We start from the raw sequence: 25,767 nt of genomic DNA, 5'->3' as shown, positions 1-25,767 counted from the left end.
GTCAAGCCTTTCCGTTCGGCGTCAGCATGGAGTCTCTGGGGTCGAACGGGCAACCACCGCCCTCGACGTGGGCCACGTATTCGTCACGGAAGTATTTGATCGACGACATCACCGGGCTGGCGGCGCCATCGCCCAACGCGCAGAACGACTTCCCCAGGATGGTGTCGGAGATATCCAACAGCTTGTCGATGTCCTCGCTGGTGCCCTCGCCGGTCTCCAGGCGCGTGTAGATCTGGTCCAGCCAGAACGTGCCCTCCCGGCAGGGGGTGCACTTCCCGCACGATTCGTGCTTGTAGAAGTACGTCCAGCGCCGCACCGCCCGCACCACGCAGGTGGTTTCGTCGAAAATCTCCAGCGCCTTGGTCCCCAGCATCGAGCCGACACCGCCCACGCCCTCGTAATCCAGCGGCACGTCGAGGTGCTCGTCGGTGAGCAGCGGGGTGGACGATCCGCCGGGGGTCCAGAACTTGAGTCGGTGCCCGGCCCGCACGCCGCCGGCATAGGCGAGCAGTTCGCGCAGCGTGATACCTAGCGGCGCCTCGTACTGGCCGGGGCGCGCCACGTGCCCGGACAGCGAATACAGCGTGAAGCCAGGCGATTTCTCGGTGCCCATGGACCGGAACCAGTCGACGCCGTTTCCGATGATGGACGGCACGCTGGCGATCGTCTCGACGTTGTTGATCACCGTCGGGCAGCCGTAGAGTCCCGCCACCGCGGGGAACGGCGGCCGCAGCCGGGGCTGCCCGCGCCGGCCTTCCAGGGAATCCAGCAGCGCGGTCTCCTCGCCACAGATGTAGGCGCCGGCGCCGGCGTGCACCACCAGCTCCAGGTCGTACCCCGAGCCGTTGATATCGCGGCCCAGGTATCCGGCGGCGTAGGCCTCGGCCACCGCGTTCTGCAGGCGCCGCAACACCGGCAGCACCTCGCCGCGCACGTAGATGAACGCGTGGCTGGCCCGGATCGCGTAGGCGGCGATGATGACGCCCTCGACGAGCACGTGCGGCGTCGCCAGCATCAACGGAATGTCTTTGCACGTACCGGGTTCCGACTCGTCGGCGTTGACCACCAGGTAATGCGGCTTGGCGGCCGCGCCGGTGTCGCCCTGCGGGATGAACGACCACTTCGTGCCGGTCGAGAAGCCGGCGCCGCCGCGGCCGCGCAGCCCGGAGTCCTTGACGGCGGCGATCACGTCGTCGGGCGACATGGCCAGCGCCTTCTTCATCGCCTCGTAACCCTCGTGGCGGTGGTAGGTCTCCAGGGTCCAGGATTCGGGGTCGTCCCAGAAGCGGCTGATGACCGGCGTGAGCGGCGTGGCCTGGGAGCTCGTCATGACTGGCGCCCCGGGGGATTCGGCGCCTGCATGCCGTGTTCCTTCGCCACCTTCAGGCCGGCCAGGGTGGCCTCGCCCGCCCCGCCCTGGCCTTGGTCGGGGCGTTCGTCGGGCAGGCCGGCCAGGATGCGGGACGTCTCGCGGAAGGCGCACAGCGGGGCGCCCCGCGTGGGCGGCTTGGGTTCACCGGAGCGCAACGAGTCGACGAGTTCGCGCGCCGACTCCGGCGTTTGGTTGTCGAAGAACTCCCAGTTGACCATCACGACGGGGGCGTAGTCGCAGGCGGCGTTGCACTCGATGTGCTGCAGGGTGACCGAGCCGTCGGGGGTGGTCTCGTCGTTGCCGACGCCCAGATGTTCCTTCAGCGCGTCGAATATCGCGTCGCCGCCCATGATGGCGCACAGCGTGTTGGTGCAGACACCGACCAGGTAGTCACCCGTGGGTCCGCGGCGGTACATGGTGTAGAAGCTCGCCACCGCCGACACCTCGGCGCCGGTCAGTCCCAGCTGCTCCCCACAGAACTCGAGGCCCGCCGGGGTCAGATAGGAATCCTCGGCCTGCACCAGGTGCAGCAACGGCAACAGCGCCGAGCGCTTGTTGGGGTAGCGGCCGATGATCTCCTTGGCGTCGACCTCCAGCCGGGCGCGCACCTCCGGCGAATACGACTGCGGCGCACCCTCGACCACGAACGCGTTGGGCTCCTCGGGCGGCGGCCCGAGCCGGATGAAGACCGGCTGTCCCTGCGGGCCCGTCACCGGTCCACCCCACCCATGACCGGGTCGATGCTGGCGACCGCGGTGATCAAATCGGCCACCATGCCGCCCTCGCACATCGCGGCGACCGACTGCAGGTTGGTGAACGAGGGGTCCCGGTAGTGCACCCGGTAGGGGCGGGTGCCGCCGTCGCTCACCATGTGCACGCCCAGCTCCCCGCGCGGCGATTCCACCGCGGTGTAGACCTGGCCCGCCGGGACCCTGATGCCCTCGGTGACCAACTTGAAGTGGTGGATCAACGCCTCCATGGAGCTGCCCATGATCTTGGCGATGTGCTCCGGCGAGTTACCCATGCCGTCGGGGCCGACCTTCAGGTCGGCCGGCCATGCGATCTTGCGGTCCTCGATCATGGTCGGGCCGGGCTTCAGCTTGTCCAGACACTGCTCGATGATCTTGATCGACTCCCACATCTCGTTGACGCGAATCATGTAGCGCCCGTAAGCATCACACGTGTCGGCGGTCACCACGTCGAATTCATAGTTTTCGTATCCGCAGTACGGTTCGCTCTTGCGCAGGTCGTGCGGCAACCCCGTGGCCCGCAGGATCGGGCCGGTGATGCCCAGCGCCATGCACCCGGTCAGGTCCAGGTAGCCGATGTCCTGGGTGCGCGCCTTCCAGATGGCGTTTTCGTTGAGCAGGCCGCCCATTTCGCGCAACACCTGACGCAGCGGCTTGAGGGCCTCGGCGACATCGGATTCCGCGCCCGGCGGCAGGTCCTGCGCCACGCCCCCCGGCCGGATGTAGGCGCTGTTCATGCGCAGACCGGAGATCTTCTCGAACAGGGTCAGCACGATCTCGCGGCCGCGGAAGCCGACGAACATCGGCGTCATCGCGCCCAACTCCATGCCGCCGGTGGCCAACGCGACCAGGTGCGAGGAGATCCGGTTGAGTTCCATCATCATCACCCGGATGACGTTGACCCGCTCCGGTATCTGATCGGTGATGCCGAGCAGCTTCTCCACACCCAGGCAGTACGCGGTCTCGTTGAAAAACGGTGACAGGTAATCCATTCGGGTCACGAAGGTGACGCCTTGGGTCCAGTAGCGGTATTCCAGGTTCTTCTCGATCCCGGTGTGCAGGTAGCCGATTCCGCAGCGGACCTCGGTGACGGTCTCGCCCTCGATCTCCAGGATCAGCCGAAGCACCCCGTGGGTCGACGGGTGCTGGGGACCCATGTTGACGACGATCCGTTCGCCGGGGTCGGCGTTGCGTGCGGCGTCGACGATCTGGTCCCAGTCCTGGCCGCCGGCGACCAAGACGGTTTCCGGGCTTCCGGCGCCGCCTCCGCCGTTGGTCGAGTCAGTGATTGTGCTCATCAGTTGTACGCTCTCCGCTCGTCGGGCGGGGGTATCTGTGCGCCCTTGTATTCCACCGGGATGCCGCCGAGGGGATAGTCCTTGCGCTGCGGATGGCCGTGCCAGTCGTCGGGCATCTCGATGCGGGTCAGCGACGGGTGTCCGTCGAAGATGATGCCGAAGAAGTCGTAGGTTTCGCGCTCGTGCCAGTCCGTCGTGGGATAGACGCCGAACAGCGAGGGGATGTGCGGATCCTCGTCGGGCGCAGTCACTTCCAGCCGCACGCGGCGGTTGTGCGTGATCGACTGGAGCGGATACACGGCGTGCAGTTCGCGGCCCGTCTCGTTGGGGTAGTGCACCCCGCTGACGCCCAGGCACATCTCGAAACGCAGCTCCGGGTCGTCGCGGAGGCGCTGGGCCACCTGGGGGAGCGCCTCGCGGCGCACGTGCAGGGTCAGCTCGTCGCGGTACACCACGACTTTCTCTATCGCGTCGGAGAATTCGACGTCGGCGGTTTTCAGCGCGTCGGCCAGCCGGTCCACCACGGCGTCGAAATAGCCCCCGTACGGGCGCGGCGAGCTGCCCGGCAGCACGACCTCCCGGACCAGCCGTCCGTATCCGGTGGTGTCGCCGCTGCCGGTGATTCCGAACATGCCGCGGCGAACGTTGATCACCTCACCGTCGGCCCGGGGCGGGCCGGCCCCTTCGGTTGCCGCTTGCTTCGGGTCGTGGTCGGGTGAGCTCATCGCAGCAGCCCGCGCATCTCGATCGTGGGCCTGGCCGACAGCGCGGCCTGCTCGGCCTCGGCGATGGCGGTTTCCCGGTTGACGCCCAGCGGCATTTCCTGAATCTTCTCGTGCAGCTTCAGGATTGCGTACAGCAGCATCTCGGGCCGCGGCGGGCAGCCCGGCAGGTAGATGTCGACCGGGACGATGTGGTCGACGCCCTGCACGATCGCGTAGTTGTTGAACATGCCGCCGGACGAGGCGCACACACCCATGGCGAGGACCCATTTCGGCTCGGCCATCTGGTCGTAGATCTGCCGCAGCACCGGCGCCATTTTCTGGCTCACCCGACCGGCCACGATCATCAGGTCGGCCTGCCGGGGCGTGGCCGAGAACCGCTCCATGCCGAACCGCGCGATGTCGAATCTTGGCCCGGCGGTTGCCATCATCTCAATGGCGCAGCAGGCCAACCCGAATGTCGCCGGCCACAGCGAGTTCTTGCGGACATAGCCCGCCACCTTCTCGACCGTCGACAGCAGAATCCCGCCGGGCAGCTGTTCTTCGAGACCCACGTCTACCTCAATCCCACGTCAGGCCACCGCGGCGCCACACATAGGCGTACGCCACAAAGACCGTGAGCATGAACACCACCATCTCGACCAACGCGAACGTTCCCAGCGCGTCGTAACTGACCGCCCAGGGATACAAGAACACGATTTCGATGTCGAAGACGATAAAAAGCATTGCGGTCAGGTAATACTTCACCGGGAACCGCTGGCCGCTCGCCGCGTGCGGGCCGCTGACCGGGCTGTCGGTCGGCTCGATGCCGCATTCGTACGGGGCCATCTTCGACTTGTTGTAGCGCGACGGGCCGGCCAGGCTCGCGATCACCACCGATCCGACGGCGAAGGCCGCTGCTATTGCTCCGAGCACCAGGATGGGTATGTAGACGTTCAACTCGCTCCAAGATCTCCTCGTACGGGTCGCCGGTGCGGCGGCCGGGCGGGGGGCCGGGCTGCTGTGACGCACCCGGGCCGCGGGTGGTCGCAGTGACCTCCACAACATAGCGTCGCGAAGACGGGTGTGCTTTGTCGGGGTGGGGGTATCCGGGAAAGTTTTGCGTAGCTGCAACCTGGCGGTCGCGCGGCAAGCGCGGACGCCGGGCGGATGAGGGCGCGTCGGGGCGCTATCGGCGCAGGTGAGGCGCCTTCGGCGGGGCTATCGGGTGGGGGTGCGGAGCAGCCCGAGGACCGTGCGGCCGAGCACGATCGGATCGATCGGGTGCGGCACGGCGGCTTCGGCCCGCGACCAGTTAGCCAGCCAGGCGTCGTCCCGGCGTCCGGTGAGCACCAGAATCGGCGGGCACGTCGCCAGTTCGTCTTTGAGTTGTTTGGCGATTCCCATGCCGCCCGTGGGGGTGGCCTCGCCGTCCAGGATGGCCAAGTCGATGCCGCCCTCGTCCATCTGCCGGACCACCATCGGGGCGGTCGCCACCTCGAGGTAGGTCAGCTCGGGCAGGTCCGGATGCAGATGCTTGCCCAGCGCCCGGATCACTTGCTCGCGGGTTTCGGCGTTGTCGCTGTAGACCAGGATCCGCAGGGCGACGCTGGATTCGGGGCTGGAGTCGGACACGGTGCAGATGCTACTGGTGTCGCAGCGGCTTCACTGGGCAGCCCGCACGAACACGACATCGGCCGTCGCCGTGGCCGTCGAGCCGATCATGCCGAGGCGGTTCCAGCCCAGGTCGAACTGGGTGCGATCCACCTTGGTCTCCCCGGCGATGCGGATCGAGCCGTCGTCGAGCTCGGTGACCGTGGCGGACAGGGGCAGCGGCGCGGTGACGCCCTTGATGGTGAAGGAGGCCCGCAGATCGGCGGACTTGCCCTTGGTCGGGTGCACCGCGGTGACGACGACGCTGATCTCACCGAAGCGCTCGACGTCGAAGAAGTCCGCCGAGCGCAGGTGCTTGTCGCGACGGCCGATGCCGGTGTCCAGCGAGGCCGCGCGGATGTCGAGGCGGCCGAAAACCGATCCCGTGCCCGTCAGTTGGCCGTCGCCGCTGAACTCGGTGAAGCGCCCCTTGACCCGCACCAGGCCCCACATGTTGCTGATCTTGAAGCCGACGGTCGAGCGGTTCGGGACGAGGTTCCACACGCCGGCCAGGTCCGGATCGTTGAGAAGTGTTTCCAGTGTCGTCATCGTCACCCCCATCTGTCGTGGCGAATCTAACGTCAGTCCAGCAGCGGCGCGATCTCAGCGGGGTCGAAGTACTCGTCGATCCGGTCCAGCCGGCCGTTGCCGCCCACCCGGATCACGATGCAGACCCGCATCGAGATCGATTGTCCGGCATGGCCGGTGGCGTGCAAGACGTGCTGCTGGACGAAGCCGCCCTCAAAGAACCGCCGGTCCAGGATTTCATAGCGGCGCTCGGTCGTCGCGGTGATGAACCAGTTGATGACGCGCAGCGCGCGGGCCTTGCCGTCGTCGCGGCGCGCGCCGACCCGCCAGACCGCGATGTCGTCGCTCCACATCCGGTCGACGGCGGCGTAGTCACCCTTCTCGATCGCGGTGAACAGGCGGTCGGCCGCGTCGGCGACGATCTCCTCGCTCGCAGCGGGCATGGCTCCTGCTCCTCTCGTGACGGCTCGCGCCGGCGCCGGGCTATTGGCTGTCGTATCCGGGGTGGGCCACCGCGACCCGGCGGCGCACCAAGGTGCGCAGGCATGCGGTGACCTCGCGGGCCCGCCCGTCCAGCTGTCCGGCCCGTATCGCGGCGGCCAGTTCCTCCTCGTCGGCGAATCCCAGGTCGGCCAGCGCGGCCCGGGATTCGGCCTCGCTCTCGTCGAGCAGTTCGCGCTCGACGATCCGCAACGCGTTGGCGGCCACGCGGGCGTGGAAGTTCACCTGCCCGGTGGTGGCGGCCCGCACGTCGGTCTCGAGGAATTCGGCCACCGCGGCCACCAGCTCGGCGGCGAGTGGGCGCCCATATGCGCCGATCATCAGGCGGCTCCTTCGAGCAGGTCGAGCAGGTCCCACTCGGTTTCGCACACGCGGCGGCCGATCGTGGCCAGCTCCACGGAGCGGAACTGGCCGCTGAGGTGCCGCTCCGCCTGGTAGCGGCAGATGACGCCCCAGCGCAGCGTGGCCAACACCAGCCACCAGTGGAACGCCACCCGGTCGACGCTAGTCCCGCTCGCCTGCTCGTAGTCCCGCAGGAAGCTCTCGATGCTGCCGAGGCCGCCGGCGCCGAGGCTGGGCGGGGCGCCGAAGCGCCAGGCCCGGATGCAGAACCACGCCAGGTCGTCGTAGGGGTCGCCGCGGTGCACGAGCTCCCAGTCCAGGACGGCGGCGAGGTGGCCCCCGTCGACGATGAGGTTGCCCATCCGGTAGTCCCCGTGCACCAGCACGTCGGCCGACGGCTCGGGCCGGCGCGCCTCGAGCCAGCGAAACGCCCATTCGAAGGTCGCCGTGGTGTCGCCCATCGCGTCGAGCCGCTCACGCCACTGCGCGAGCGGATCCTCGCGTGCCAGACCGGGGATGTCGGGGTCGGCGCGGTGGATGGCCGCCAGGGCCTGTGCGCATTGCCGCAGCAGCCCCGCGCGGGCTGCCTGACCGCCCGCCTCGTCGAGCTGACGCTGGATGCGCCGGACGATGGTCTCGCCCGCGATCTCGTCGCAGATGAGGAACGGATTGCCCAGGGCGGCAGGGGAATCGTCGGCGATCAGTACGTGGGGGACCGGCGCGCCGGCGGCAGCGGCGGCGGCCTGGGCGCGTGCCTCCAGCTCCATGCCGGCGTGCACGTCGTCCGGCGCGCCGGTGCGCAGGATCAGCGCGTGCCGTCGTTCGCCGGCGACGGCGTTGAACGCCCACGTCGCGCGGCTGGCGCCGCCGGTCAGGACGCGCAGGTGCTCGACGTTGACGTCGGCGCCGAGGATCGGCGCCAACGCCGCGGCGAGCTGGGTGGCCAGTTCCTCGGTCGACGTCACTTGCCGAACTTAAACAGCCGCTGGGCCACCCGGCGAATCTGGATCTCCTCGGCTCCCTCGGTGATCCGGTAACGACGGTGGTGGCGATAGATGTGTTCGAACGGCTCGTGCCGGCTGTAGCCCAGGCCGCCGAAGATCTGCATGGCCCGGTCGGCGGCGTCGCAGACCAGTCGGTTGGCCCGGTAGTTGGCCATCGACACCTTGTCCGAGACCTCCATGTGGTGGTCGCGGTCCAGATGCCAGGCGGCGTACTGAACCAGCAGCCGCACCATCTGGGCTTCGGTCTGCAACTCGGCCAGCGGCCACTGCACGGCCTGGTTCACCGACAGCGGCTTGCCGAACACGGTCCGCGTGCCGGCGTATTCGGCGGCGCGGTCGATGCAGTACTGCGCGGCGCCGAGGCTGCTCGCCGCCTGCCGAATCCTGTTCTCGTGCAGGAATGTCTGCGCGACCTCCAGGCCGCGGTCCACCTCGCCGAGCACCGCGTCGGCGGGCACCCGGACGTCGGTCAGCGCAACCTCGCCGTGATCGGTCGGCATGTTGAACGTCCACCAGTAATAGGGCACGTCGAACCCGGGCGCGTCCGTCGGCACCAGGAACGCGGTGATGCCCCGCGCCTGGCCGGGCTCGCCGGAGGTGCGGGCGAACACCAGGTCGTGGGTCGCGCGGTGGACGCCGGTGTTGAACCGCTTGGAGCCGTTGATGATCCAGCCGTCACCGTCGGCTTGCGCGCGGGTCTCCAGCCAGGTGGCGTCCGACCCGTGCTGCGGCTCGGTCAGCCCGAACGCCATGGAACGCTCCCCGGTGATCAGGGCCTCGGACCAGAGCCGCCGTTGTTCGTCGGTGCCGAAGCGCTCCATCATGATCACCTGCGGGAAGTTCCCGACGATCGACGATTCGTTCTGAAGATCGTTGTGCAGGCCGAGTCCCTTGTGCGCCAGATGCTCCCGGATGACGGCCATGTCGACGTTGGTGCCGTCACGGCCGCCCAGTGCCGACGGTAGCCCGTAGCGCAGCCAGCCCGCCTTGTCGGCGCGCCTGCGCATCTCGGCGAGCAGGTCCTCCCACTCGCGGGTCGGGATGCCGTCGTTGTCCCAGTCGGTGCGGGCGTGTTCGCGGCGCTTGTCGAAATACTGGATGTGTTCCCGCTCGAGCGGTTTGATCTCGGTCTCGATGAACTCGTCCATTTCGGCGAGCAGGCCCGGAAGGTGTTCGGGCAGTGTGAAATCCACAGCTTTCTCCTTACGTGCCGTAGAGAGTTTTCTTCCAGATCGTCGACAGGGTGGTGATGGCGTCCTCGTCGCTGATCTTGATGCCCAGATTGGAGGGGCCGACGAACACGGTGGTGAAGTTCTCGAAGAGCAGTGCGATGGCCGCCGCGGTGTGGTGCGCGTTGAGCTCGGACGCGTAGCCCTGTTCCTGGGCGCGGCGGACCGAGGCGGCGACGATGTCCATGCCGAAGCGGCGGAACTCGTTCTGGACGGTCGCGAAGCGTCGCTGGGTGGCGGCGAGCTGCGCCACGGCGATCATGATGCCGATGTTCTGCTTGAACATGTTCCAGTACCCGGTGACCACCGAGGTGAAGAACGCGTCGTCGTCCGGCGATTCGGGTGGCTCGACGCTCAAACCGGACGGAGTCACGACGTCGTGCAGGAACGACTCGGCCAGGGCGGCGAGCAGGTCCTCCTTGTCGGCGAAATACCGGTAGAACACCGCGGGCGACTTGCCCGCCGCCGATGTGATGTCGGCCAACGTGGTGCCGTGAAAGCCGCGTTCGGCGAACAGTTTTCGGGCGGCCTGCTCGATGGCCTGCCTGGTTTGGCGACCCTTGGCGGTGAGCGTGTCCGGGTCGGGCATCAGGTCCGGATCCGGTCGCCGGCGCACAGCAGCGCGCTCGGCAGGTCGTGGCCCACAACCGATTTGGCGACTCCGGCCGCCGCGATGGCGGCCTGCAGGTCGACGTCGACGCCGATGCCGCTGTCGGCCAGCAGGTACACCAGGTCCTCGGTGGCGATGTTTCCGGTGGCGCCGGGCGCGAACGGGCAGCCACCCAGGCCGCCCACCGAGGCGTCCAGCCTGCTCACCCCGGAGCTGACCGCGGCGTAGGCGCTGGCCAGCCCGGACCCGCGGGTGTTGTGGAAGTGGCCGCCCAGCGGCAGGTCGCCGATCACCGGACGCAGTTGCGCGACCAGCGAACTGACGCGCCCGGGCGTGGTGGTGCCGATCGTGTCCGCGATCGACAGGCGGTCCGCGCCCCGGTCGCGCGCGGCCGCGGCGATCTCGAGCACACGCTCGGGCGGGGTGGGGCCCTCGAACGGCGAGTCCCACGCGGTGGCGATGACGACCTCGACGGTGACGCCGGCGCCGTGCGCGATGGCGACGATCTCATCGATCGCCTCGGTCGCCTGCGCGCTGGTGCGGCCGACGTTGGCCTTGCTGAACGTGTCGTCGGCGGCCACCACGTATTCGATCGAGCGCAGGCCCGCGGCCACGGCGCGCTTGGCGCCGTTTGGGCTGGCCACCAGCGCGGAGAATTCGATGTCGGGGTAGTCGTGCAGGTGGGTGGCGAGCTCCGCGGCGTCGGCCATCGACGGCACCTTCGTCGGTGAGACGAACGCGGTGACCTCGACCTCGCGCACCCCGGTCGCGGCGATCGCGGCGAGCAGTTCCAGCTTGGCCGACAACGGGATCGGCGCTTCGATCTGCAGGCCGTCGCGCAGCGCCACCTCGCGGATGGCCACGTGTCTAGTTGTCGGCACCGCTCCTCCTCATCGCTTCGTCCCCCGCAAGCGGGAGGTGCCCCTACTGGATCGTCGCCGGTGCGTCACAGCACCTCCTCCGCGCGCAACTCCGCGAGTTCCTCGGCGGTCCTGCCCAGCAGCCCGATGTAGACCTCGTCGTTGTGCTGGCCCGGACGCGCGGGCCCGGCGTTGCGCAGGCCACCCGGGGATTCGGAGAGCACCGGCACGATGCCCGGCCCGAGCACGTTGCGCCCGATTCTTTCGTCGAAGTGTTCGACCAGCATGCCGCGGGCGCGGAGCTGCGGATCGTCGACCACCTCCGCGACCGTGTTGATCGGCCCGGCGATCACCCCTGCGGCGCTGAGGGTTTCGATGATGTCCCCGGGCTGGCGTTCCGCGGCCCACGCGCCGATGATCCCGTCGAGCTCGTCCTGATTGCGTCCGCGCGCGCCGTGCGTGGCGAACCGGTCGTCGGTGGCCAGCTCCGGGCGACCCATCGCCTTGCACAGCCGGACGAAGACGGTGTCCTGGTTGGCGGCGATCACCACCCACGAGCCGTCGGCGCTGCGGTAGATGTTCGACGGCGCGATGCCGTCGAGCCGGGTGCCCGACGGTCCGCGCACCACGCCAGCAACGTCGTAGTCGGGGATGGTGGATTCCTGTACGGCCAAACAGGATTCGGTGAGGGCGACGTCGACCACCTGGCCGCGCCCGGTGACGCTGCGGCGGTAGAGCGCGGCCAGCGCGCCCTGAGCGCCGAACATGCCGGCCAGGGTGTCGCCGAGCGAGAGCGCGAGCCGGGGCGGCGGTCCGCCGGGGAAACCGTTGAGGTGGCGCAGGCCGCTCGCCGCCTCGGCCACCGAGGCGTAGCCGGCCTTGTGCGCGTCGGGGCCCGTCTGCCCGTAACCCGATACCCGGACCAGGATGATGCCCGGGTTGCGGGCGCTGAGCACGTCGTAACCCAGGTCCCACTTCTCCAGCGTCCCGGGCCGGAAGTTCTCCACAATGATGTCGGACTTGGCGACCAGGTCCAGGAACAGCTCACGGCCACGGGGCTTGCGCAAGTCGAGGGTGATGGCTCTCTTGTTGCGGGCGTGCACCGTCCAGAACACGTGCTCCCCGTCGACCTCGGCCTGCCCCCAGGTGCGCAACGGGTCCGGGGCTCCGGGCGGCTCGACCTTGACGACGTCGGCACCCATGTCGCCCAGCAACCGGCCGGCGAACGGGCCCGCGATCAGCGTGCCCAGCTCCAGCACCCGGACGCCGTCCAGCGATCCCGTCGCCGGTGCGCTCATTCTTTGCCCGCGAAGTCGTGACGGACCAGCCAGTCGGTGACGACATCGACGGCCGCACGCAGCTTGTCGCGCTGGTCGGGACCCGCGTAATAGTGTGTCGCACCGGGGATTTCGTGCATCTCCTTGTCATGGTGCCCGATCGCGTTGAAGAGCCGTCGGGTGTGGCTGGGTGTGCAGGCGTCGTCGGCCAGATTACCGATGACCAGCGCCGGGACCGCGATGTCGGGCCCGCAGGCCACGCCGTCGCCGCGGGCGTCGTCGTAACTCCATTGTGAGAGCCAGCCGCGCAAGGTGGAGAAGCGGGCCAATCCGACCGGGCTCATGTTCACCACTTGAGGATCCCCCAGGTAGCAGGTTCCCGGGGTGCGTTCGTTGGGATCGACGGTCGGGTCCAGCCAGCGCGGGTCGGCCATGGTGCCGTGCACGACGAAGCAGAACTCGTCCTGCGCGCGGCCGGCCGCCTTCAGCTCGGCGAGCTTGTCTTTGACCCACGCGGTGATGCGCCGGTTCCGCGCCACCTGTGCGTTGCGGTAGCGGGCCAGGAATTCTTGGCTGTATGGCGGTTGATTGGGGTTGTCCGGGTTGTACAGGTCCAGCTCGGGATCGCGCTTGGTCGGGTCGGATTCGTCGAGGATCGACGCGTCGAGCCATTCGGTCAGCGTGCCGTGCCGGCTGATGTGCGCAGCGAGCAGCATGACGCCGTCGGCGGCGGGCAGGTCCAGGGCGGTCAGGTCGGGGCCGTCGCCCGAGGGGCTCGACGTGATGGTCGGGTGCTGGGCCTGCTGCTGGTAGAACATCGACAGCGAGCCGCCACCGCTCCACCCGGCCAGCACCACCTTGGTGTAGCCCAGCCGCTTCTTGGCGTCCTTGATGCACTCGCCGAGATCCTCGACCACCTTCTCCATCAGCAGCGCCGAGTCGGTCCCACGAAACCGGCTGTTGCAGTAGATGACGTGGTGGCCGGCCCGGGCCAGCGCGTTGATCATCGGCAGGTAGGCGCCGCCGCCGATCGGGTGCATGAACACCAGCACGGTGTCCGACGGCTTGTCTTTCGGCTTGAGCAGGTAACTCTCCAGCACGGTGATCTCGGCCAGGCCGCCGTAGACGTCGCGGACACCGGAATCGTTTTGGAAAGCAACGAGATAGGGGATTCGGTCGTATTCGTGGCGGGTCGTCATGGTTCAGTGTTGTCCTAGGTCGTGCGCCAGCACTTCGGCCGACGGGGTCAGGCGCCGGCGGGTGTCGACGGCGATCACTTGCCAATCGACGCGGGAGTACTCGTCGAACTTGCGGCGCGCCCGTTCCCGCGCCTTTTCCGGTGCGCCGTGGTGAACGCCTTGCGGCGCATGGGAAATCAGGCCGGGCGGCATCGGGATGCCGTAGAGGGAGCCGCCGTGGAAGAAGGCGATCTCGTCGTAGTCGACGTTGCGGTGGTACCACGGCGTGCGCTCGGTGCCGGCCACGCCTTCGGCGGGCTTGGGTAGGAAGTTCATCACGTAAACGCCGGTGGCCTGCATGAAGAGGTGCACCGTCGGCGGTAGGTGCACGCTGTCGGAGGTGACCACGTTGTAGTCGGCGATGTTGAAGATGAACGCGAAGTTGTCGCCGCGCCAGCCCTCGACGTCGAGCGGATTGTGTTGGTAGAACAGCGTTGTCGGGCCGCCCTCATGCACGAGCCGGACCTCGTATTCCTCGCGCCCGTCATCGTCGATGGGTGCCGGGTCGGGAATGGTGGCCTGGGACGGGTCGAACGGGAAGTGCCGGCCCAGCGGCCCGGGTGGCGGCACCCGAAACTCGTCGGTCGCCTCGACCATGAGCAGCGTCGTCTGCTGATCCGGCGCCTGGCGCCAGGTGCAGGCCTTCGGCAGGTAGATCCAGTCGCCCTCGGAGTAGCGCAGCGGCCCGAACTCGGTTTCGAGCAGGCCGGCGCCCCGGTGCACGAAGCACAGCAGGTCGCCGTCCACATGGCGGACGTAGAACGGCATCGGTTCGTGGCGCCGGCTCAACAGGATTCGGCAGTCGGGGTTGCTGAACATGAGCAGGGGACCGCCGTTGGCGTCGGTGGCGTCGGCGGGCTTGAGCTGGTCTGCGAGCACGTCGACGGGGCGGAGCGGGCCGACCGACCGGTAGGCGGTGGGGTCGTGGCGGCGGTAGAGGTTCGCGGTGCGGCCGGTGAATCCGCCGCGGCCGAGCTCGTCGTCCTTCAACCCGTCGAGGTCGGCGTGCAGGCGACGCGGCGTCGTGCCTTTTCGCATGTGGACGAAGGATTCCATGGCTTACCCCCGGGGGCTGGCTGGGCTGAAACTGAAAGTGACATTACTTTTTGTTTCTGGACGGCACAAGGGCGGGGGCAGTCCTCGTCGGTCACATGTGCCACACGCGTCCAGGGCCGGGAAGGGCATCCGAGGTGCCCGCCTCACAGCGACAAACCGGCCGCGCGCCCGCCAGGGTCCCGTTGTCGCTCGAAGGCGGGCAAACAGCCGATACCGTCTTCGGCGGGGGCGGGTGGTGCGGGTGTGAAGTCGTCAGTCGCGGACGCGGACCACGACTTTCCCCTTGGCGGTGCGGTTCTCCAGCGATGCGACCGCCGCGGCGGCCTCCTCAAGCGGGTAGACCTCGGGGGTGGGGGCCGCCAACTCGCCCGAGCTGAGCAGCTTCTCGAGCCCGGCCCACTGCTCGGCCAGCGCGTTCGGATGCGTGGCCGTCCAGGCGCCCCAGCCCACCCCGACCACGTCGATGTTGTTGAGCAGCAACCGGTTCACCTTGACCGTGGGGATATCGCCACCGGTGAAGCCGACGACCAGCAGCCGCCCACCCGGCGCCAGCGAGCGCAACGAATCGGTGAACCGGTCGCCGCCGACCGGGTCGAGTACGACGTCGACACCGCGACCGCCGGTGAGCTCCTTGACGGCGTCCTTGAACCCGTCGGCCAACACCACGTCGGTGGCGCCGGCGGCCGTCGCGACGTTCGCCTTGTCCTCCGTGCTGACCACCGCGATGGTGCGTGACGCCCCGAGCAGCGACGCCAGCCGCAGCGTCGACGTCCCGATGCCGCCGGCGGCGCCGTGCACCAGCACCGTCTCGCCCTGGGCCAGCCGGCCCCGCACCGTCAGCGCGAAGTACACCGTCAGGTCGTTGAACAGCAGCCCGGCGCCCGCCTCGAAGCTCACGTTGTCGGGCAGCTTGAACACCCGGTCGGGTTGCAGGATCGCGACTTCGGCCATCCCGCCGGACAGCATCGTCAGCCCGACGACCCGGTCCCCGGCGCGCACGTGCGCGCCGTCCGGCGCCGAGCGCACCACGCCGGCGATCTCGGCGCCCAGCACGAACGGCGGCTCGGGGCGGTACTGGTAGAGGCCCCGGGTGAGCAGCGCGTCGGGGAAGGCGGCGCCGGCGGCGTGCACCTCGACGACGACACCGTCACCCGACGGTTCGTCGATCTCCGCCACCTCGATCGCGTCCGGACCATCAAGCCGAGTCACCCGCGCAGCACGCATGGTCGGTCAGCCTACTGCCGACTCAAAATCCACCGGCGACCCGCACCACGGCCCGCCCGGTGAACTTGCCTTCGCGCACCTGATCCAGGACATCGACGACATCCTTGATGTCGACGTCGCTGGTGAGCAGGTCGAGGTGACGCGGCCGCAACGAATCGCCCAGCAGCGCCCACAGTTTGCGGCGCCGCCCGATCGGCATCTGCACCGAATCCATGCCCAGCAGGGCGACCCCGCGCAGGATGAACGGCATCACCGTGGTGCGCAACGCCGGACCGCCGGTCAGCCCGCTTGCGGCGACCGCCCCACCGTAGTCGACGGCGCTGAGCACGTCGGCCAGCGTTGCGCCGCCCACGCAATCCACCGCGGCCGACCACCGCGCCTTGGCCAACGGCCGCGGCTTGGCCTCGGGGTCCTCGGGCAGCCTGCCGATAACCTCGGCGGCGCCAAGCTCTTTCAGCAGCCCGGCCGCCCCTTGCTTGCCGGTCGAGGCCACCACCCGGTAGCCCGCGGCGGCCAACAGGTCCACGCTGACCGAGCCCACCCCGCCGGAGGCGCCCGTGACGACCACCGAGCCGGCGCCGGGTTCGACGCCCCAGTCGATCAGCGCCTGCACGCTCATCGCGGCGGTGAAGCCGGCGGTACCGATCGCGGCGCCCTCGTGCGGGCTGAGCGCGCCGAGCGCGACGACCTGGTCGGCCGGCAGCCGCGCGTATTCGGCGTAGCCGCCGTGGTGGCCGGTGCCGATCTGGTATCCGTGGGCCAACACCTGCTGGCCGACGGTGAAGTCCGGTGAGTCGGATTCGACGACCTCGCCGGTCAGGTCGATGCCGGGCACCACCGGGTAGCTGCGCACCACGCCACCACCCGGGGTCAGCGCCAGCGCGTCCTTGTAGTTGACGCTCGAATAGAGCACCCGGATCGTCACCTCACCGGGTGGCAGGTCGGCGGGGCTCAAAGTCTCGACCGAGGCGGTTATCCGGTCACCATCTTCGCGGGCGACGAGCGCTTGAAACGTGTCCATGCTTCGACGCTAACCTCACCGTATGGATTCCTTTCCACTCGGTCGCTTTTCGGTCTCCCGGGTGGGCTTCGGCGCCATGCAGTTGCCGGGCCCCAACGTCTTCGGCCCGCCGCGGGACCGCGACGAGGCGCTCGCCGTGCTGCGGCGAGCGGTCGAACTCGGTGTCGACCACATCGACACCGCCCAGTTCTACGGCCCCGACGTCGCCAACGAGCTCATCCGCGAGGCCCTGCATCCCTATCCGGAGAACTTGGCGTTGGTGAGCAAGGTCGGCGGCCGGCGTGACGACCAGGGCGCCTGGTTACCCGTCGACGAGCCGGCCGACCTGCGCCGCGACATCGAGACCAACCTGCGCACGCTCGGCGTCGACCAACTGGCCGCGGTCAACCTGCGCGTGTTCGAAAGCGACGGCCCGGATCAACTGTTCGACGACCAGTTGTCGGTGATGATCGAAGCCCGCGACGAGGGGCTGATCGGCGGGATCGGGCTGAGCAACGTCAACCGCGATCACCTGCTGCACGCTCTGGAGCGGACCGAAATCGCTTGTGTGCAAAACGCATTCAACCTCGTCGACCGCGAATCGGCACCCGTCCTGCAGGAGTGCACGGCCCGCGGGATCGCGTTCGTTCCGTTCTTTCCGCTGGGGGCCGCCTTCGTGCAGCCGAACCCCGTGCTCACGCACCCGCTGATCACCGAAACGGCCGAGCGGCTGGGCCGCACGCCGGCGCAGGTCGCGCTGGCGTGGACGCTGGGCGTGGCGCCCAACGTGTTGCTGATCCCCGGCACCTCGTCGGTGCGGCACCTGGAGGAAAACCTGGACGCCGCCTCGATCGAATTCGACGACGAGGCCCGAGAGCGGCTCGACGCGGTCGGCGCCTAAGTTTCACCGAACGTGCACTCAGGGCGAAGAAATCGCCGAATTTTCGCCATGGTTGCACGTTCGGCGCAAACGGTCGCTATTTGAGCTCGGCCGACGACAGGCCCAGCAAGCGGCGGGCGACCACCAACTGCTGGATCTGCTGGGTGCCCTCGAAGATGTCCAGGATCTTGGAGTCGCGCGCCCATTTCTCCAGCATTGATTGCTCGGAATAGCCTGCTGTTCCGGCCAATTCGACCGTCTTGAGGGTGACGTCGCTGGCCATGCGGCCGGCCTTGGCCTTGCTCATCGACGCCTCTTTGGAGTTGGGGATCTTGTTGTCGGCCTGCCACGCGGCGCGCAGCGCGAGCAGGTAGGCGGCCTCCCAGTCGGCCTCCATCCGCAGGAACTCGGCGGCCGCGGCGCTCTGGACGTGCGACGGCTTGTCGTACGAGATATCCACGCCGGCCTCGGTGAGGATCTTGCGGATCTCTTCCAGGGCGGCCCGTGCGACGCCGATCGCCATGGCGGCCACGATGGGCCGGGTGTTGTCGAAGGTCTCCATCACGCCGGAAAAGCCCTTGCCGACTTCGATTTCCGGGTTGCCCAGCAGGTTCTCCTTTGGGATCCGGACGTTGTCGAACCGGATCGCCGCGGTGTCGGAGCCCTTGATGCCGAGCTTGCGTTCGAGCCGTTCGACCGTCACGCCGGGGTGCTCGCGCGGCACGATGAACGACTTGATGGCCGCGCGCCCCTGCGACTTGTCCAGCGTGGCCCATACCACGATGTGGGTGGCCCGCGAACCGGCGGTGACATAGATCTTTTCGCCGTTGATCACGTACTCGTCGCCGTCCAGCTTCGCCGTGGTCGACACGGCCGCCGAGTCGGACCCGAAGCCCGGCTCGGTGATGGCCATCGCCGCCCACACCTTGCCCAGCCGTTCCAGCTGTTCTTCGGTGGCGACCGCGGAGATGGCCGCGTTGCCCAGGCCCTGATAGGGGACGGACAACATCATCGCCACGTCGCCCCAACAGGCCTCGAGGGTCTGCAGCAGCGCCGCCATGTTGGCACCGTTGTGGTTTTGGTCCCGGTCCTTGTTCTCATCGCCCAGGTTGTCGGCCCCGGCGAATTCGATGGACTCCGAAGCACCGGCGAACAGGTTGTACAGCGTGTCGAGTTCGACCGGGTAGGCGTGTTCGGCCAGGTCGTATTTGCGGGCGATCGGCCGCATCAACTCCGCGGCGCCCTGATGAGTCTTGACAGCCACCGCTTGCAGCTTGCGGGGCAGTTCCAGATTGATTGCCATGATTGGTCTTTCGGCTCGAGTTGGATGACGACTTAGATGACGACGACGCCCTCGGCCACGCCGATGGCCCGCAGGTCGCGGTACCAGCGCTCGACCGGGTGCTCTTTCGTGAAGCCGTGGCCGCCGAGCAGCTGCACGCCGTCGAGGCCGATCTGCATGCCCTTGTCGGCGCCCAATCGCTTGGCCAGCGCCGCCTCGCGGATGAAGGGCAGGCCCTGCTCGGCGCGGGCGGCGCCCCGCCACGTGATCAGCCGCAGCCCGTCCAGTTCGATCGCGATGTTGGCGCACATGAACGCGACGGCCTGACGATGGGCGATCGGCTCCCCGAAGGCCTCGCGCTCCTTCACGTAGGGCACCACGTAGTCGAGGACCGCGTGCGAGGTGCCGACCGCCAGCGCCGCCCAGCCCAGCCGGGACAGCGCGACGGCCTCCGAATAGTCGTCGTCGGTCGCTTCGTCCTCACCGAGCCGCGCGCTCAGCGGCACTGAAACGCCCGAGAGCTCCACGTGGCCCAGCGCCGCCGCGCGGATGCCCATGCTCGGATCCGCCTTGACCGCAAGGCCTTTCGTCGACGATTCGACGATGAACAGGGCGGGCTTGCCGTCCAGCTGCGCGCCGACGATGAACAGCTCGGCGTCGGCCGCCGCCGGCACCAACGACTTCACGCCATCGAGGCGGTAGCCGCTCGGTGTGCGCACCGCGGTCGTCTTCAGCTGGGTGGGGTCGAACAGCGGATGCGGCTCCGCGATCGCGACGCAGGCCTGCGGGACATTCTCGCCGGCGAACTCGTGCAGATAGGTGGCCTGCTGGTCCGCGCTGCCCCAGTGCGTCAGTGCCGCGGCCACGCCCCCCGGGGCCAGGATCGGCAACGCGAGACCCATGTCGCCGTAGGCGAGCGCCTCGGCCGCCAGCACGTTGGTCACGCTGGACCGGTGCGCGGCGATGCCGTCGAAGTCCTCGGGGATGTTGATCGCGGTGATGCCCAACTCGGCGGCCTTGGCGATCAAGTCGGCCGGGTAGGTCGCCGCCTCGTCGGCGTCGGGCGCCGCGGGCCGCAACACCTCTTCGGCGAATTCGGTGAGGGTTTCGACGATCATCTGCTGCTCGTCGTCGGGCGTCAGGTCGAAGTAGTCCTTGCCGCTCGACTTCAGCCGGGTGGGCCCGCCGCGCAGATTCTGTAGCCGCCTGAACTGCCGGGAGGTGGCGGCCGCGGTGGAGAAGACGGTCTTCGTGCCGTACTGCAGCCCCCGGTTGACCGGATCGCGCAGACGGTACTTGTCCAGGAACTCCTGGCCCATGAGCGGGGTGAGTAGCGCGATGGCGATGTCGACGCCCGTGCGCTTGTGGTGTTGCAGCCCTACCGCGCTCTCATGGTCTTTCCGTTTGCGACCGGAGCGGGCGGATTTGGACGCTTTTGTTGAACCGGAACCAGTGTCGGTCATGTCGGCAGCCTGTAGTTAGTCGGGGCAGTGCGAACAAGGCTATCTTACTCCGGAGTAAGATCACAGAGAACACTTGTTAACTAATTCACAGACCGCCGGCGTCGAGGGCGCGAAGCACGAGTTCGTGCAGTGTCGCGTTGGTCGCCACGGCGCTGCCGCGGTGCGGCCCCGCGACGCCGTCGAGGCCGGTCATCTTTCCGCCCGCTTCGCGCACGAGGACGTCGAGGGCGGCGAGGTCCCACACCGACACCTCGGGTTCGGCGGCAATGTCGACCGCCCCCTCGGCCACCAGGCAATAGGACAGGAAGTCGCCGAAGGCACGCACTCGCCATACCGCGTCGGTGAGCCCGATGAAGCGGTCACGCAGGCCGCGCTCGGCCCAGCCGGACAGGCTGGAGAAGGACAGGCTAGCCGAATCAAGTTGCGCCACAGACGAAACCGATAGCGCCCGCGGCGGTGCGCCGTCGACGGCGACGAACGCGCCCAGGCCGTGAGCGGCCCACCACCGGCGCTGCAGCGCCGGCGCGCTCACGACGCCGACCACCGGCACACCGTCTTCGAGCAACGCGATCAAGCTGGCCCACACCGGTACGCCGCGCACGAAGTTCTTGGTGCCGTCGATGGGATCGATGATCCACTGCCGGCCGGTGAAAACGGCGGCGCCGCCGAATTCCTCGCCGAGGATGCTGTCCTGCGGCCGTTCGCGCCCGAGCACCTGGCGCAGCTCGGTCTCCACCGAGCGGTCCGCGTCGGTGACCGGGGTCAGGTCGGGCTTAGTGTCTACGCGCAGGTCCAGCGCGCCGAACCGGGCGGAGGTCAGCGCGTCCGCGCGGTCGGCGAGCGTGAGCGCCAGCGTCAGATCGTCCCGACTCATGACGCAGTCCTACCACGGCCCTACGATGGCGGGGTGTGGGAATTCGGAGTCCTGATCCTGCTGCTGGCCGTCCTGGCGGTCGCTCTTGCTCAGCGGTTCCTCCCGCGCGGCCCGCGTGGGGACCTCTTGAACGGCACGCTGCTGGTGACCGGCGTGAGCCCGCGACCGGATGCCGCGGGCGAGCAATTCGTCACCATCGCCGGGGTGATCAACGGTCCGACGGTCAGCGAGCACGCGGTCTATCAGCGCATGGCCGTCGACGTCGAGCACTGGCCGACCATGGGCCAGCTGTTTCCGGTGGTGTATTCGCCGAAGAACCCGGACAACTGGAAGTTCGCCCCGTCCGAGCCGCCCCCGGTCTAGCGTTCCGTCATCCGGCCGCGGGTGGGCGGGTGGCGCTCATCAGATGCCTGGCTGATAGCGAAAGCCGTTGAACCGCTTCGGCGCCAATGCCTCTGGGAGAGAGGCGTTCCCGGCCCCGGCCGCCTGCGTGCATGCCCGGCTGACGGGGTTGTCAGCCGTGACTGATCCGCAGCAGCTCGGCCAGGTTGGGCAGCTTGACCCGCGGACGCCCGTGCGGCTCCCCGGCCGCGCGCTCATGACGGTCGATGATCTCCCAGTGCGCGGAGGTGACCAGCTTCGGCTGGCGTGAGGCCAGCCAGTCGGCCAGCTGGTCGGCGTGATCGTCGGGGAAGTCCGGTAGGCCGGTTTCTCTCGCGCGACCCAGATCGGCGATCAGGGTGTCGACCGTGTCCTGGGAGTCCTTCTTATTGGTGCCGATGACGCCGGTCGGCCCGCGCTTGATCCATCCGGCGACGTATTCGTTGCGGCTGCCCTCCACCCGGCCGCCGGTGTTGGGGATGGTCGCGGATTTGTCGTCGAACGGCAGCCCGGGCGTGGGCATACCGCGGTAGCCGACCGACCGCACCACCAGCTGGACCGGCAGCTCCTCGCGCTCGCCGGTGTCCTTGGCGGACACCCGGCCGCTGTCGTCGGTGACCAGCTCGTTGCGGCCGAGGACGATGCTCTCCACCTTGCCGTCGCCCTTGATCTCGATCGGCGAAGTCATGAACCGGAACACGATCCGACGATGGCCGGGCCGTGGTTCCCGCGTGGCGTAATCGCGCAACGCCTTGATGTTCAGCTTCGTCGTCTTGTCCGCGGCGGCCTCGTCGTCGGCGGTGATGCCGTCCAGCTGCGCCGGGTCGACGATCACGTCGACCCCCTCCAGATCTGCCAATTCGCGCAACTCCAGCGTGGTGAACGCGGTCTGCAGCGGCCCGCGCCGCCCGATGATCACCACTTCCTCCACGCCACACGGCCGCAGCGAATCCAGGGCGTGATCGGCGATGTCGGTGCGTGCGAGCACGTCGGGATCGGTCACCAGGATGCGGGCGACGTCGAGGGCGACGTTGCCGTTGCCGACGACGACGGCCCGGGCACCCGACAGGTCGGGACCGGGTTCCTGGAAGTGCGGGTGGGCGTTGTACCAGCCCACGAATTCCACCGCGGCCATGCTGCCGGGCAGGTCCTCGCCGGGAATCTTCAACGACCGGTCGGATTGGGCGCCGATGGCGTAGATCACCGCGTCATACCGTTCGGACAGCTCGCCGGGCTGCACGTGCTCGCCGACCACCACATTGCCGAAGAATCTGAACCGGGGATCTTCGGCGGTCTTCTCGAACTGCCTGCTGATCGACTTGATCTTCGGGTGGTCGGGCGCGACGCCGGAGCGCACCAGCCCCCAGGGGGTCGGCAGCATCTCCAGCATGTCGACCGCTACCTCGATGTCTTCGGCCGCGTCGGCCGCTTTGAGCAAGGAGGACGCGGCGAAGAACCCGGACGGTCCGGAGCCGACGATGGCAACGTGGTATGGGCGCATACTCGACCTTCTATTCGTGCCCGGTTAGCGCGCGGGGGCTGTCGGCGCGCAGCGCGGGGTGCACATGATCGTGACTCGATGCTAAACGCATGACCGCTGGTCGTGGCCCGAGCACTCGCCGGGAGCCGGGGCGCTTGGAACGTCCCGGTAACGTTGTCCGCTGTGGAACCCGACCGTCAAGCCGACATCGCCGCCCTCGACTCCACCCTGACCACGGTGGAGCGGGTGCTCGATGTCGACGGTCTGCGCAGCCGCATCGAGAAGCTCGAGCACGAGGCGTCCGATCCCCAACTGTGGGACGACCAGGCCCGCGCCCAGCGGGTGACCAGCGAGTTGTCCCACGCCCAGGGGGAGCTGCGCCGCGTCGAGGAGCTGCGCGGTCGCCTCGACGATCTGCCGGTGCTCTACGAGCTGGCGGCCGAGGAAGGCGCCGCGGACGCGCTCGCCGAGGCGGACGCCGAGCTGAAGGCGCTGCGGGCCGATATAGAAGCCACCGAGGTGCGCACGCTGCTCTCGGGTGAGTACGACGAGCGGGAGGCGCTGGTCACCATCCGGTCGGGTGCCGGCGGGGTGGACGCGGCCGACTGGGCCGAGATGCTGATGCGGATGTACATCCGGTGGGCCGAGCAGCACAAGTACCCGGTCGAAGTGTTCGACACCTCCTACGCTGAGGAGGCGGGCATCAAGAGCGCGACGTTCGCCGTGCACGCCCCGTTCGCCTACGGCACGTTGTCCGTCGAGCAGGGCACCCATCGGTTGGTGCGGATCAGCCCGTTCGACAACCAGAATCGACGCCAGACTTCGTTCGCCGAAGTCGAGGTACTTCCCGTGGTGGACACCACGGATCACATCGACATCCCGGAAGGCGATGTGCGCGTTGACGTTTACCGCTCCAGCGGGCCCGGCGGGCAATCGGTGAACACCACCGACTCGGCGGTTCGTTTAACCCACATCCCAACGGGTATCGTCGTAACTTGCCAGAACGAAAAATCGCAGCTGCAGAATAAGATTTCGGCGATGCGCGTGCTTCAGGCAAAGTTGTTGGAGCGCAAGCGTTCCGAAGAACGCGCGGAGCTGGACGCGTTGAAAGGCGAAGGCGGCAGTTCGTGGGGCAACCAGATGCGCTCCTACGTGCTGCACCCGTATCAGATGGTCAAGGATCTGCGGACCGAGTACGAGGTCGGCAATCCGGCTGCCGTCCTGGACGGGGACATCGACGGATTCCTGGAAGCGGGAATCCGGTGGCGCAACCGAAAAGATGACGACTAACACAACTCCTCTTGCCTCGACCGCCCTGACGAGGGCGCTCGGCTGGCACGAATTTTGGCGCGGCGACATCGGGCAGTGGATCATCACCCGCGGTCTGCGGATCGTGATGGTGCTGATCGTGGCGGTGCTGGCGGCCCGGTTCGTCAACTGGGTGGCGCAGCAGGTCACCCGTCAGCTCAACGTGGGATTCGCCGAAAGTGATGCGCTGGTGCGCTCAGAAGCCACCAAGCACCGCCAGGCCATGGCCTCGGTGATCTCGTGGGTCTCGGTGGTTCTCATCAGCATTTGGGTGATCATGCAGATCGCCGACGTGCTGCAGTTCTCGGTCGGGGGACTGGTCGCGCCGGCCACCGTGGTCGGCGCCGCCCTGGGTTTCGGCGCGCAGCAGCTGGTGAGGGACCTGTTGTCCGGCTTCTTCATTCTGGCGGAGCGCCAGTACGGCTTCGGTGACCTGGTCACCCTCACCGTGGTCTCCTCGACGGAGGCCAGCGGCACCGTCGAGAACGTGACGCTTCGGGTGACCCGGCTGCGCTCACCGGATGGCGAGGTGCTGACCATCCCCAACGGGCAGATCGTCAAGGTGGTGAACCTGTCCAAGGACTGGGCCCGTGCGGTGGTGGACATCCCGGTGTCCACCAGCGCCGACCTGAACCGGGTCTACGAGGTCTTGCACCAGGAATGCGACCACGCGATGGAAAACCCGGTGCTGGGCGAGTTGCTGCTGGACGCGCCCACCGTCATGGGCGTGGAGAGCATCGAGGTCGACACCGTCACCCTGCGTCTGGTGGCGCGGACGCTGCCCGGTAAGCAGTTCGAGGCCGGGCGGCAGCTGCGCGTCCTGGTCATCCGGGCGCTGGCCCGCGCCGGCATCATGACCGCCGCGGACGCGACGGTGGGCCTGGTCGAAGACCCGTCCATCCCGGCGGCCCGGGCGGCCGAGGACCGAATCGACGACGACGTCCAAGGTGCGGTGCAGAAGCGTTGAAATTCACCCTGAGCATCTTCGAAAAGCGCAGCGAAGACTCGGATGCGGATCATCGCTGGCCGAAATACATGTTCGGCGGGCGGGTCCGCACCTCGACCCTGGTGCTGATCGTCGCCTTCTTCGTCGTGTGGTGGGTCTATGACACCTACCGCCCGGAACCGGCGCCCAAGCCGCCCGCCCAGCAGGTGGTGCCGCCCGGTTTCGTCCCCGACCCCAACTACACCTGGGTGCCGCGCAGTCGCGTGCAGCAGCCGCCGGCGACCGTCACCTACACGCCGACCCCGACGAGCACGCCGCCGCCACCGCCACCACCACCGCCCGTGACGACGACCACGACCACCCCGCCGCCGGGGTTGCCGCAGCTGCCGTGCCTGTTGCCGGCGCCCTTCTGCCCGTCCAGCACGAGCACGCCCACATCGCCGCCTCAGCTACCGCAGCCGGGGCCCGGACCGGCGCCTAGTTCGCCGCCACCGGCCAGTTGACTTGGCTT

The 25,767-nt window shown here is 68.3% G+C and carries 28 protein-coding genes; 5 read left to right on the top strand and 23 right to left on the bottom strand.

Annotated features, from left to right (window positions below):
• Position 1 precedes the first annotated feature (1 nt).
• The 19 genes from nuoF to A5681_RS07240 form a co-directional block, all read right to left on the bottom strand.
• Positions 2-1,330 (bottom strand): NADH-quinone oxidoreductase subunit NuoF, encoded by a 1,329-nt coding sequence (nuoF, locus tag A5681_RS07330; protein ID WP_067271419.1) that lies wholly within the window; start codon positions 1,328-1,330, stop codon positions 2-4.
• Positions 1,327-2,085, bottom strand: a complete 759-nt coding sequence (gene nuoE / locus A5681_RS07325; RefSeq protein ID WP_067271416.1) for an NADH-quinone oxidoreductase subunit NuoE — start codon at positions 2,083-2,085, stop codon at positions 1,327-1,329. Before nuoE ends, nuoF begins: the two co-directional genes overlap by 4 nt.
• Complete coding sequence (gene nuoD / locus A5681_RS07320) at positions 2,082-3,419, bottom strand: NADH dehydrogenase (quinone) subunit D (protein ID WP_067271413.1); 1,338 nt, start codon at positions 3,417-3,419, stop codon at positions 2,082-2,084. The genes nuoE and nuoD overlap by 4 nt, the downstream gene beginning before the upstream one ends.
• Positions 3,419-4,144: an NADH-quinone oxidoreductase subunit C gene (locus tag A5681_RS07315; RefSeq protein ID WP_067271411.1), complete on the bottom strand. Its 726-nt coding sequence runs from the start codon at positions 4,142-4,144 to the stop codon at positions 3,419-3,421. Before A5681_RS07315 ends, nuoD begins: the two co-directional genes overlap by 1 nt.
• Positions 4,141-4,695, bottom strand: a complete 555-nt coding sequence (locus A5681_RS07310) for a NuoB/complex I 20 kDa subunit family protein (RefSeq protein WP_067271408.1) — start codon at positions 4,693-4,695, stop codon at positions 4,141-4,143. Before A5681_RS07310 ends, A5681_RS07315 begins: the two co-directional genes overlap by 4 nt.
• Before the next feature lie 7 nt (positions 4,696-4,702).
• Positions 4,703-5,080, bottom strand: coding sequence for an NADH-quinone oxidoreductase subunit A (locus tag A5681_RS07305; protein ID WP_067271405.1), 378 nt, complete (start codon positions 5,078-5,080; stop codon positions 4,703-4,705).
• Between the two features lie 261 nt (positions 5,081-5,341).
• Positions 5,342-5,755, bottom strand: coding sequence for a response regulator transcription factor (locus tag A5681_RS07300; protein ID WP_067271403.1), 414 nt, complete (start codon positions 5,753-5,755; stop codon positions 5,342-5,344).
• A gap of 30 nt (positions 5,756-5,785) precedes the next feature.
• Positions 5,786-6,322: a YceI family protein gene (locus tag A5681_RS07295; RefSeq protein WP_067271636.1), complete on the bottom strand. Its 537-nt coding sequence runs from the start codon at positions 6,320-6,322 to the stop codon at positions 5,786-5,788.
• 32 nt (positions 6,323-6,354) lie between these two features.
• Positions 6,355-6,744 (bottom strand): nuclear transport factor 2 family protein, encoded by a 390-nt coding sequence (locus tag A5681_RS07290; RefSeq protein WP_067271395.1) that lies wholly within the window; start codon positions 6,742-6,744, stop codon positions 6,355-6,357.
• 40 nt (positions 6,745-6,784) lie between these two features.
• The gene (locus A5681_RS07285) at positions 6,785-7,123 is read right to left on the bottom strand and encodes a DUF6285 domain-containing protein (RefSeq protein ID WP_067271392.1); all 339 of its coding nucleotides are present in this window, start codon (positions 7,121-7,123) and stop codon (positions 6,785-6,787) included.
• Complete coding sequence (locus tag A5681_RS07280; protein ID WP_067271389.1) at positions 7,123-8,109, bottom strand: phosphotransferase family protein; 987 nt, start codon at positions 8,107-8,109, stop codon at positions 7,123-7,125. The genes A5681_RS07285 and A5681_RS07280 overlap by 1 nt, the downstream gene beginning before the upstream one ends.
• Positions 8,106-9,341 (bottom strand): acyl-CoA dehydrogenase family protein, encoded by a 1,236-nt coding sequence (locus A5681_RS07275; protein ID WP_067271386.1) that lies wholly within the window; start codon positions 9,339-9,341, stop codon positions 8,106-8,108. The genes A5681_RS07280 and A5681_RS07275 overlap by 4 nt, the downstream gene beginning before the upstream one ends.
• A gap of 10 nt (positions 9,342-9,351) precedes the next feature.
• Positions 9,352-9,966, bottom strand: a complete 615-nt coding sequence (locus A5681_RS07270) for a TetR/AcrR family transcriptional regulator (RefSeq protein WP_197498528.1) — start codon at positions 9,964-9,966, stop codon at positions 9,352-9,354.
• Complete coding sequence (locus A5681_RS07265; RefSeq protein ID WP_197498536.1) at positions 9,966-10,850, bottom strand: hydroxymethylglutaryl-CoA lyase; 885 nt, start codon at positions 10,848-10,850, stop codon at positions 9,966-9,968. Before A5681_RS07265 ends, A5681_RS07270 begins: the two co-directional genes overlap by 1 nt.
• An 83-nt stretch (positions 10,851-10,933) precedes the next feature.
• Positions 10,934-12,145: a CaiB/BaiF CoA transferase family protein gene (locus tag A5681_RS07260; protein WP_067271379.1), complete on the bottom strand. Its 1,212-nt coding sequence runs from the start codon at positions 12,143-12,145 to the stop codon at positions 10,934-10,936.
• Positions 12,142-13,323, bottom strand: a complete 1,182-nt coding sequence (locus A5681_RS07255; protein ID WP_067271377.1) for an alpha/beta hydrolase family protein — start codon at positions 13,321-13,323, stop codon at positions 12,142-12,144. Before A5681_RS07255 ends, A5681_RS07260 begins: the two co-directional genes overlap by 4 nt.
• A 3-nt stretch (positions 13,324-13,326) precedes the next feature.
• Positions 13,327-14,418, bottom strand: a complete 1,092-nt coding sequence (locus A5681_RS07250; protein WP_067271374.1) for a homogentisate 1,2-dioxygenase — start codon at positions 14,416-14,418, stop codon at positions 13,327-13,329.
• 252 nt (positions 14,419-14,670) lie between these two features.
• The gene (locus A5681_RS07245; RefSeq protein WP_067271371.1) at positions 14,671-15,642 is read right to left on the bottom strand and encodes an NADPH:quinone oxidoreductase family protein; all 972 of its coding nucleotides are present in this window, start codon (positions 15,640-15,642) and stop codon (positions 14,671-14,673) included.
• A gap of 22 nt (positions 15,643-15,664) precedes the next feature.
• Positions 15,665-16,663: an acryloyl-CoA reductase gene (locus A5681_RS07240; RefSeq protein ID WP_067271369.1), complete on the bottom strand. Its 999-nt coding sequence runs from the start codon at positions 16,661-16,663 to the stop codon at positions 15,665-15,667.
• 22 nt (positions 16,664-16,685) lie between these two features.
• Here A5681_RS07240 and A5681_RS07235 point away from each other — a divergent pair, with 22 nt between their 5' ends.
• The gene (locus A5681_RS07235; RefSeq protein ID WP_067271366.1) at positions 16,686-17,543 is read left to right on the top strand and encodes an oxidoreductase; all 858 of its coding nucleotides are present in this window, start codon (positions 16,686-16,688) and stop codon (positions 17,541-17,543) included.
• A 76-nt stretch (positions 17,544-17,619) separates the two neighbouring features.
• On the opposite strand, the gene A5681_RS07230 is transcribed toward A5681_RS07235, so the two are convergent.
• The 3 genes from A5681_RS07230 to hisN all read right to left on the bottom strand — a co-directional run bounded on the left by A5681_RS07230 (position 17,620) and on the right by hisN (position 21,141).
• Positions 17,620-18,825, bottom strand: coding sequence for an acyl-CoA dehydrogenase family protein (locus tag A5681_RS07230; RefSeq protein WP_067271363.1), 1,206 nt, complete (start codon positions 18,823-18,825; stop codon positions 17,620-17,622).
• A gap of 32 nt (positions 18,826-18,857) precedes the next feature.
• Positions 18,858-20,267, bottom strand: coding sequence for an acyl-CoA dehydrogenase family protein (locus tag A5681_RS07225; protein WP_067271360.1), 1,410 nt, complete (start codon positions 20,265-20,267; stop codon positions 18,858-18,860).
• An 85-nt stretch (positions 20,268-20,352) separates the two neighbouring features.
• Entirely contained in the window at positions 20,353-21,141 is a 789-nt protein-coding gene (gene hisN, locus A5681_RS07220) for a histidinol-phosphatase (RefSeq protein ID WP_067271358.1), read from the bottom strand.
• Positions 21,142-21,174: 33 nt separating this feature from the next.
• Here hisN and A5681_RS07215 point away from each other — a divergent pair, with 33 nt between their 5' ends.
• Positions 21,175-21,504, top strand: coding sequence for a hypothetical protein (locus A5681_RS07215; protein ID WP_067271354.1), 330 nt, complete (start codon positions 21,175-21,177; stop codon positions 21,502-21,504).
• A 151-nt stretch (positions 21,505-21,655) separates the two neighbouring features.
• Here the strand turns inward: A5681_RS07215 and A5681_RS07210 are convergent, their stop codons facing one another.
• Entirely contained in the window at positions 21,656-23,023 is a 1,368-nt protein-coding gene (locus A5681_RS07210; RefSeq protein WP_067271350.1) for an FAD-dependent oxidoreductase, read from the bottom strand.
• A 162-nt stretch (positions 23,024-23,185) separates the two neighbouring features.
• Between A5681_RS07210 and prfB the strand changes: the two genes are divergently transcribed.
• Genes prfB through A5681_RS07195 form a run of 3 tightly spaced genes read left to right on the top strand, consistent with a single transcriptional unit; the run spans position 23,186 to position 25,759 of the window.
• A complete protein-coding gene (gene prfB, locus A5681_RS07205; protein ID WP_067271347.1) occupies positions 23,186-24,292 on the top strand; it encodes a peptide chain release factor 2 in 1,107 nt (368 codons plus the stop codon).
• Positions 24,282-25,277 (top strand): mechanosensitive ion channel family protein, encoded by a 996-nt coding sequence (locus A5681_RS07200; protein ID WP_067271344.1) that lies wholly within the window; start codon positions 24,282-24,284, stop codon positions 25,275-25,277. The genes prfB and A5681_RS07200 overlap by 11 nt, the downstream gene beginning before the upstream one ends.
• Positions 25,274-25,759, top strand: a complete 486-nt coding sequence (locus A5681_RS07195) for a hypothetical protein (RefSeq protein WP_067271340.1) — start codon at positions 25,274-25,276, stop codon at positions 25,757-25,759. Before A5681_RS07200 ends, A5681_RS07195 begins: the two co-directional genes overlap by 4 nt.
• Positions 25,760-25,767 lie beyond the last annotated feature (8 nt).

The organism is Mycobacterium scrofulaceum (assembly GCF_001667885.1).
GTDB classification, from domain to species: Bacteria; Actinomycetota; Actinomycetes; order Mycobacteriales; family Mycobacteriaceae; genus Mycobacterium; species Mycobacterium scrofulaceum_C.
The sequence above is the reverse complement of the archived record's forward strand: the minus strand, read 5'-3'. Positions and strand labels throughout refer to the sequence as shown.

What these genes read in the sequence shown, in the direction of transcription:
- nuoF (WP_067271419.1), bottom strand. Translation starts at nt 1,330, where the DNA reads ATGACGAGCTCCCAGGCCACGCCGCTCACGCCGGTCATCAGCCGCTTC.
- nuoD (WP_067271413.1), bottom strand. Translation starts at nt 3,419, where the DNA reads ATGAGCACAATCACTGACTCGACCAACGGCGGAGGCGGCGCCGGAAGC.
- A5681_RS07315 (WP_067271411.1), bottom strand. Translation starts at nt 4,144, where the DNA reads ATGAGCTCACCCGACCACGACCCGAAGCAAGCGGCAACCGAAGGGGCC.
- A5681_RS07295 (WP_067271636.1), bottom strand. Translation starts at nt 6,322, where the DNA reads ATGACGACACTGGAAACACTTCTCAACGATCCGGACCTGGCCGGCGTG.
- A5681_RS07290 (WP_067271395.1), bottom strand. Translation starts at nt 6,744, where the DNA reads ATGCCCGCTGCGAGCGAGGAGATCGTCGCCGACGCGGCCGACCGCCTG.
- A5681_RS07285 (WP_067271392.1), bottom strand. Translation starts at nt 7,123, where the DNA reads ATGATCGGCGCATATGGGCGCCCACTCGCCGCCGAGCTGGTGGCCGCG.
- A5681_RS07270 (WP_197498528.1), bottom strand. Translation starts at nt 9,966, where the DNA reads ATGCCCGACCCGGACACGCTCACCGCCAAGGGTCGCCAAACCAGGCAG.
- A5681_RS07260 (WP_067271379.1), bottom strand. Translation starts at nt 12,145, where the DNA reads ATGAGCGCACCGGCGACGGGATCGCTGGACGGCGTCCGGGTGCTGGAG.
- A5681_RS07255 (WP_067271377.1), bottom strand. Translation starts at nt 13,323, where the DNA reads ATGACGACCCGCCACGAATACGACCGAATCCCCTATCTCGTTGCTTTC.
- A5681_RS07250 (WP_067271374.1), bottom strand. Translation starts at nt 14,418, where the DNA reads ATGGAATCCTTCGTCCACATGCGAAAAGGCACGACGCCGCGTCGCCTG.
- A5681_RS07245 (WP_067271371.1), bottom strand. Translation starts at nt 15,642, where the DNA reads ATGCGTGCTGCGCGGGTGACTCGGCTTGATGGTCCGGACGCGATCGAG.
- A5681_RS07240 (WP_067271369.1), bottom strand. Translation starts at nt 16,663, where the DNA reads ATGGACACGTTTCAAGCGCTCGTCGCCCGCGAAGATGGTGACCGGATA.
- A5681_RS07235 (WP_067271366.1), top strand. Translation starts at nt 16,686, where the DNA reads ATGGATTCCTTTCCACTCGGTCGCTTTTCGGTCTCCCGGGTGGGCTTC.
- A5681_RS07230 (WP_067271363.1), bottom strand. Translation starts at nt 18,825, where the DNA reads ATGGCAATCAATCTGGAACTGCCCCGCAAGCTGCAAGCGGTGGCTGTC.
- A5681_RS07225 (WP_067271360.1), bottom strand. Translation starts at nt 20,267, where the DNA reads ATGACCGACACTGGTTCCGGTTCAACAAAAGCGTCCAAATCCGCCCGC.
- hisN (WP_067271358.1), bottom strand. Translation starts at nt 21,141, where the DNA reads ATGAGTCGGGACGATCTGACGCTGGCGCTCACGCTCGCCGACCGCGCG.
- A5681_RS07210 (WP_067271350.1), bottom strand. Translation starts at nt 23,023, where the DNA reads ATGCGCCCATACCACGTTGCCATCGTCGGCTCCGGACCGTCCGGGTTC.
- A5681_RS07200 (WP_067271344.1), top strand. Translation starts at nt 24,282, where the DNA reads ATGACGACTAACACAACTCCTCTTGCCTCGACCGCCCTGACGAGGGCG.